This is a genomic window from Bartonella sp. TT29SHDZB (genome assembly GCF_042193395.1).
In the GTDB taxonomy this organism is placed as follows: Bacteria; Pseudomonadota; Alphaproteobacteria; order Rhizobiales; family Rhizobiaceae; genus Bartonella.
This window is the reverse complement of record NZ_JBHILQ010000036.1, coordinates 1-6,406: the sequence shown is the minus strand read 5'-3', so window position 1 is coordinate 6,406 and position 6,406 is coordinate 1. Positions and strand designations below refer to the sequence as shown.

2 protein-coding genes and 1 pseudogene are annotated in these 6,406 nt (G+C 36.7%); all 3 read right to left on the bottom strand.

The window, feature by feature from the left end:
- Positions 1-1,596: pseudogene (locus ACFIJJ_RS08840) on the bottom strand (hypothetical protein); the annotation flags it as partial.
- Between the two features lie 1,177 nt (positions 1,597-2,773).
- Positions 2,774-5,038, bottom strand: coding sequence for a YadA-like family protein (locus tag ACFIJJ_RS08835; protein WP_375646679.1), 2,265 nt, complete (start codon positions 5,036-5,038; stop codon positions 2,774-2,776).
- Between the two features lie 1,092 nt (positions 5,039-6,130).
- A partial coding sequence (locus tag ACFIJJ_RS08830; RefSeq protein WP_375612590.1) for a YadA-like family protein occupies positions 6,131-6,406 on the bottom strand: 276 nt, incomplete at its 5' end.

Genomic DNA, 6,406 nt, shown 5'->3' with positions numbered 1-6,406 from the left:
CACATCTGTATAGCTCTCCTCACTCTCAGTTCCATCAGATTTTACTGTTTTAACCGTGAATGTAGGTTTGCTCCATTTGCCATCCTCATACTTAGCACCACCACCTAAAGACTTCGCAACATCGCTCCCTAGAGCATATAGCTGGTTACCAGCTACAGCATCCGTTGACGTTCTACTAATGTCTCCATTTTTAAGAGACGTAATCTTGCTGTTCTCTTTACTATCCCCATGCGTCGCTACAAAGGCATTCGCCGTTTGGCTCCAGATTAAAGAATCACTTTTTTCACCAGCAATTTCTTTGCTAATCTCATTTTTAATATTCGTGATAGAATCACCAACACCGGCAAAGGCAGACGCGACACTGTCATAAGTCGAGTCAGTAACATCACCATCAGAATTGAATCGCTTAACCTTGAATGTAGGAGCAGTCCACGTGCCATTCTCATACCTAGCGTTACCACCTAAAGATTTTGCAACTTTATCACCTAGAGCATGAAGCTGATTACCCGTTACGGCATCCGTGGAACCAGCATTAATCGAACCATCTAAAAGAGATGTAAGCTTGCTATTACTTTTGCTATCTTCCTTGCCATGCGTCGCTACAAAAGCATGTGCAGTATCGCTCCAATGCAAGGAATCACTCTTTGCTTCAGCAATATCTTTGCTAAGTTCATTCTTAATATTCGTGATAGAATTATTCATATTTACGAAAGAAGTTCCTACACCAGCAAACGCTGTTGCTACATCATGATAGTCTTTATCTTCTGTTTTGCCATCTTCTTTCACGCTCTTAACCGTGAATGTAGGTACACTCCAAGTTCCATCCGCATAACTAGCATTACCACCTAAAGATTTTGCAACCCCAGTGCCTAACGTATAAAGCTGGGAACCATTAACGGCATAGGTTGACGTTTCTGAGAGCTCACCAGGAGAAATATCCACAAGACGCCGTGTCTCACCTTCACTACTCCGAAAAGTTATTTGAGTTAATGGTGAGGTAGGAGCAATAGTTATCATCCTTTCATCATCCGCTCGGGCTAGTCCACTGGGTAAGCTTCTTAAAAAAGGAAAGCTGCCTGTGTTTTCATGCCTATCATCACTTTGAGATAAATTATCTTGCTTTCCCCCAATAGTAGCGAGTTCCTTTATCTCAACAATCTGATGATTTAAACTTGTGGAAGCACTCTTCACGCCAGAAAATGCATCCGCAACACTTTTATAACCTTCTACATTCTTATAACCTTCTGTACCTGCAAATGCAGTATCAAAAGCAGCTTTAGTCTGAAACTTAATATTAAGACTTAAGTTCTTGGGGGCATCCTCCCCCTCCACAAATGCAGAGCCACTATCTCTATACAATTTACTGCCAACTACATAGGCTGGCGGAATAGCTTTAAGCGCATTTGTACCACCACTAAAGTCGTTTGATATGTTATTTAAAATCTGAGTAGCAGCAGCAACAGGAGAAACATTTGATAAAAAGATAATCACTGAAGCCAATGAAAGCGCTTTAATAAAAAGCCGTCGATAAAACGAGCAAGAATCTTTACAATCATTCACCACTAGCGCTTTTGGTGTGGTATATAATTTTTTCATAACAAATTCTCCAAATAAGAAATACATATTTAGAACATTAAAAAGTCATATTTCAGTGTTAGGAGTGATTAACGACGTGATTTTTTTGTTCTTTATAAGGTTTGAGTTTGCCGCAGAGGCGAACAGAAGTAATTAGAAGTCTAGCAAGGTTGCAATTAATCTTGATAAACGATGTGGTTAATGGGTTTTTTATTTTTTCCGCCTTTAAGAAGGGTGCTTTTTTTGCAACAAAACTCCTGAATGAAGGTGAAAAACAGGTATGAAGAAGATATACTTGCACCCTATTGTTAGGTCTGCGGTTTATAGTTTTAAAAGTAAAAGAGTTCATTTTATATGATTAAGAAGCTGTAAGGTATTATTCGGGGAAAAGTTTAAGTTGTCGGCTGAATGATTTAGAGTACTTGTTGTGAAATCATTACGCTTTTATCGCGGGGATAAGCGACATACTCTTGAGCTTTAGAGTAAAATGAGGATGATTGTGTGTTTTTTTCATAATCAGCTGCCCCCCCTTGCGAGCATTTTTCTGTTTTTACCAAAATGAGTCTTACTAAAGAATATTTTGTGATGTTATAGACTATTGAGTGAAATAGCAAGAGAAAAATGAATTTAATTATTTTTACAGAATGAGTCTTTCCGATTTATATAACCGTGAAATATCCTTATAACTTTAAAATTCATAGATTCCATGCACTATAGACTTGTCTAGAGATTCTGTTTCATAGTTTTATTTAAGTGTCCCATTTTGATCAAAATGAGTCTTACTAATAATTGCCGCTGTTGCATACCTCATGATTGCTACTGCTATGTACAGAGCAAATAAATAAAATAATAAAATAGGATTTTTAAATTTTTAAACGTATCCCCCCAATGGATATTTTCTATCAATGAAATTATAGAACGTACAGTTTTAAAATACTGTGCGATTACGCACTCTATCAATTTATATGAGAGTATTACGCTGTATTTATAAAATTTTTGTTAAAGTAATTTACTTTTTACTAAAATCAATCTCACTAAGATTATTACTATAGAATACATTGTTATAAGACTTTATAAGTATACTACTCTATGGACTTCTCTGTAAAATATTACTTCTCTATAATATAAAATTTCGCCCTTGTCTGATGAGACAAGGGCGAAACTTCGCTTAAATTGTAGTTTTTCATATTCTCTGGTGTTATTTTAATTTCAGAGTTATTCCACCACCTACACCCCACTGACCGCCAGCACTGGTTGCTGATAGATTAGAACGAATCTTGCCATCTTCAGATGTATAACCTGCACCAATCGCAAAGGCAGATTGTCCACGCCAAAAACCGCCACCAAATGAAACACTCACAGATCCTGGGTCATCGAAGTAACGTAAGTTAGAGACTGCCAAACCAATCGCTGCTGCTTGCCTTGCCTCTTTGCGCACATTCGTAATATCATAACTTAGTGCGTCAAACTTCATATCGGTATAGGATTTCGCCGCATTAACACCATTATTGACTTGATCGTCCGTATACTTTTTCGCACTGTCAAGAGTAATCTTCATCTGCTCCGCGGTATGATCGTATAACTGACCACCATTCACTGCGTCCTTAGAGCCTGCTTTAATTTCTCCATCTTTAACATTCGTAATCAAAACAGGCTCACTGTCATCGACACCTTTTAGAGTGATGCTATTGATCTTTTTCCCCTCATTATCAGTATCATAGCTAACCGCAACATTCACCTTGTCGTCAACTTCTTTTACCTTACTGCTAAGTGCTTTTACATCTTTACTCAGCGCCTGAAACTGACTTTCATTCACCTCATAAGTTGACTTTTCTAAAATTTCACTAGGAGCAACAGTTACCGTGGTTGAATTATCCGCCTCATCTATGGCGCTTTCTTCCTCATCTATGGCAAGAGGTAAGCTTCTTAGAAAACGTGCGCTTCTCATAAAAGGAAAGCCTTCTGAAATAATATCCGAAGGATCACCATTTTGTGGTTTATCCGTTGTTTCACCAATACCAAGGCCACTCTTTATACTAACAATCTCCTTATTCAAAATTTTGAAAGCACTATTAACGCCAGAAAATGCATCTGCAACATTAGTATAGTTTTTCTCAGTTTCATTACCATCCTTATCAAAGGCTTTAACTGTAAATGTAGGAGCACCCCAGTTTCCCTCTTTATCATATCCAGCACCACCGCCAAAATAACGTGCAAATGCCTGAGCCATCAAATAAACTTGACCACCATTTACTGCTTCGGTCGATGTTGCCGTAAATGCACCCCCTTTAACACCAGAGATAACTCGTGGCACATTAATACTGTTTGCAATATCTATTCTATTGCCACCCTTGTCTCCACCAATCGTAATAAGCCCAACGCTATTTTGCTTAACAAAACTATCACCTGTCACACTTTCGATCTTTTGATTAAGATTCGTAAAAGAACTACTTACACCAGAAAGCGCATCCCCAACATTCTTATAGTTCTTTTCAGTCCCACTACCATTTTTATCAAAAACCTTAACTGTAAAAGTAGGAGCATTCCAGTTTCCATCTTTATCATATCCAGCATTATCACTAAAATAGCTAGCAACTACATTGCTCATGGCATAAAGTTGAGAACCATTTATCGCATCAGTGGACGCTGCTGCAATCGAACCAGCCTTAACACCCGAAAGAGTCCGAACTGCATTATCAACGTTTGCAATGCTTACCTTAGTTCCACTTACTTCTCCACCAATGCTAATAAGTCCTGTATCATCTTGCTTAACAAGACTATTACTTGCCACCTTAATATTTTCAATCTTTGCATCAAGATTTGTGAAAGAACTACTTACGCCAGTAAAGGCATCCGCAACATTCTTATAGTCCTTTTCAGTTCCATTACCATTTTTATCAAAGACCTTAACTGTAAAAGTAGGAGTTATCCAGTTTCCTTTTCTATCATATCCAGCACCACCGCCAAAAGAGATCGCTGTACTGATGCCTTGGGAAAAAAGCTGAGAACCATTGACTGCATCAGACGAGAATGGCGAAACCCAACCATCAGCAACACCAGTAAGAGTCCTCAATCCATGAGAGCTATTTGCGATAGTTATTCTATTGCCACCTACGTCCGCACCAATTGTAATAAGTCCTGATGCATCTTGCTTAACAAGCTTATCATACCTAGTTTCAGCGACATAACTCTGCAAACCATACAACGCAGAACCAACATCTCTATATATTTTACCGTTAATTATATAGGTTGGCGCAATACTTTTACGTATATTTGTACCTCCGCCAAAATACTGTTCTACATTACCCCAAAGATCACAAGCAAAAACAGGAGAAGCATTTGATAAAAAGGCAGCTACTGACACTAATGAAAGCGTTTTTATAAAAGGTAATCGATAAGACGAGCAAGAATTTTTTAAATTACTCACTGCTAGCGTGTGTGGTGTGGTATATATTTTTTTCATAATAAATCCTCTAAGTAAAAAAAGATATTTAAAACATCAAAAAGACATATTCTGGTGCTACTAAGTTCCAGAGATTGTTTTTTCTTGTTTTATAAAAGATTAGGGTTGTCATAATGCGGAAGAGGACTATCTAAGATATCAATGAGATAGAAGTCGACGTTGATCGATAGTCCAATTAATAAGGTTTTTATTTACCCTCTTTAAGGAGGGGTGTTTTTCTTTAGCAGAGCCTTTAAATTTAAAGGTGAAGAAAGGTGAAAGAAGTATAGAAAAAACATGTTTGCGTACTATTATTAGGTGTTGTATGTTTAAGAGGCAATAAAGGATGTTTATTGCGGAAGGGATTTAGGTTGTTTGTTGAGTAATTTAGAGCGTTTTTTGTAGGGTTATTGCGCTTTTGTCGTGAAAATAAGCGAGATGCCCCTGAGTTTTATATTTGTATCTCTTAAAGCTTTTTGAGATCAGACGATTGTGGTTTTGTGATTTTGCCATAACTTACCGCACCCCGCTTTGCGAGAAGATTTCTAGTTTCCTTTAATTAATTTTTCGCATTTTATACAAATATTAAAAAATAGCAAGAAAAAAAATGAAACTTTTTATTTCTTTAAGAATACCCCTTGTGGATATTTCTATTATAAAATTATAAACTGTATAGTTTTAAAATATTGTGCGATTACACGTACTCTATTAATTTATATGAAAAAATCACTCTGCATTTGTAATTTTTTTGTTAAAATGCTTTATTGTAACTAAAATTAGTCCCACCAAGATTATTATTATAGAACTTTACAAGTACACTACTCTATGAATTCTTGGGTAAAATGTCACTTCTTATAAAAATTCTATCCTTGTCTTATGAGACAAGAAGGAAAAAGCCCCTTAAAAAGAAATATTGATTACTCAAATAATCCCTTTTGGAGATGATAAATGATTTTATCATAAAAATTTTACAATAAAAAATATATTTTACTCAAAATACGCCCTTATCTTCTATTGCTATTCATTTATGATGAGAATAACTTTCCTTCTCTTTAAATGGCACATGTAACGCATTTGATAAGAGAAGGAAAATCTATTTCGAATTTTCTATTGTTAATTCAGTGTTACCCTAAATCCAGCACCTACACCCCAATGTCCCCCAGCACTCGTTGCAGATACGTTAGAGCGAAATCTTCCATTTTCAGACATATAACCAGCTCCAATAGCAAGTGCAGATTGACTGCGCCATACACCCGTACCAAGTGAAAAACTTAATTTTCCCGGTGTATCGTCATAGCTTAAATTAGATACTGCTAGACCAATAGCAGCAGCTTGTCTTGCTTCTTTCCGAACATCCTGAATAGCATAATTCAACGTCTCAAACTTCAT

What these genes read in the sequence shown, in the direction of transcription:
- ACFIJJ_RS08835 (WP_375646679.1), bottom strand. Translation starts at nt 5,038, where the DNA reads ATGAAAAAAATATATACCACACCACACACGCTAGCAGTGAGTAATTTA.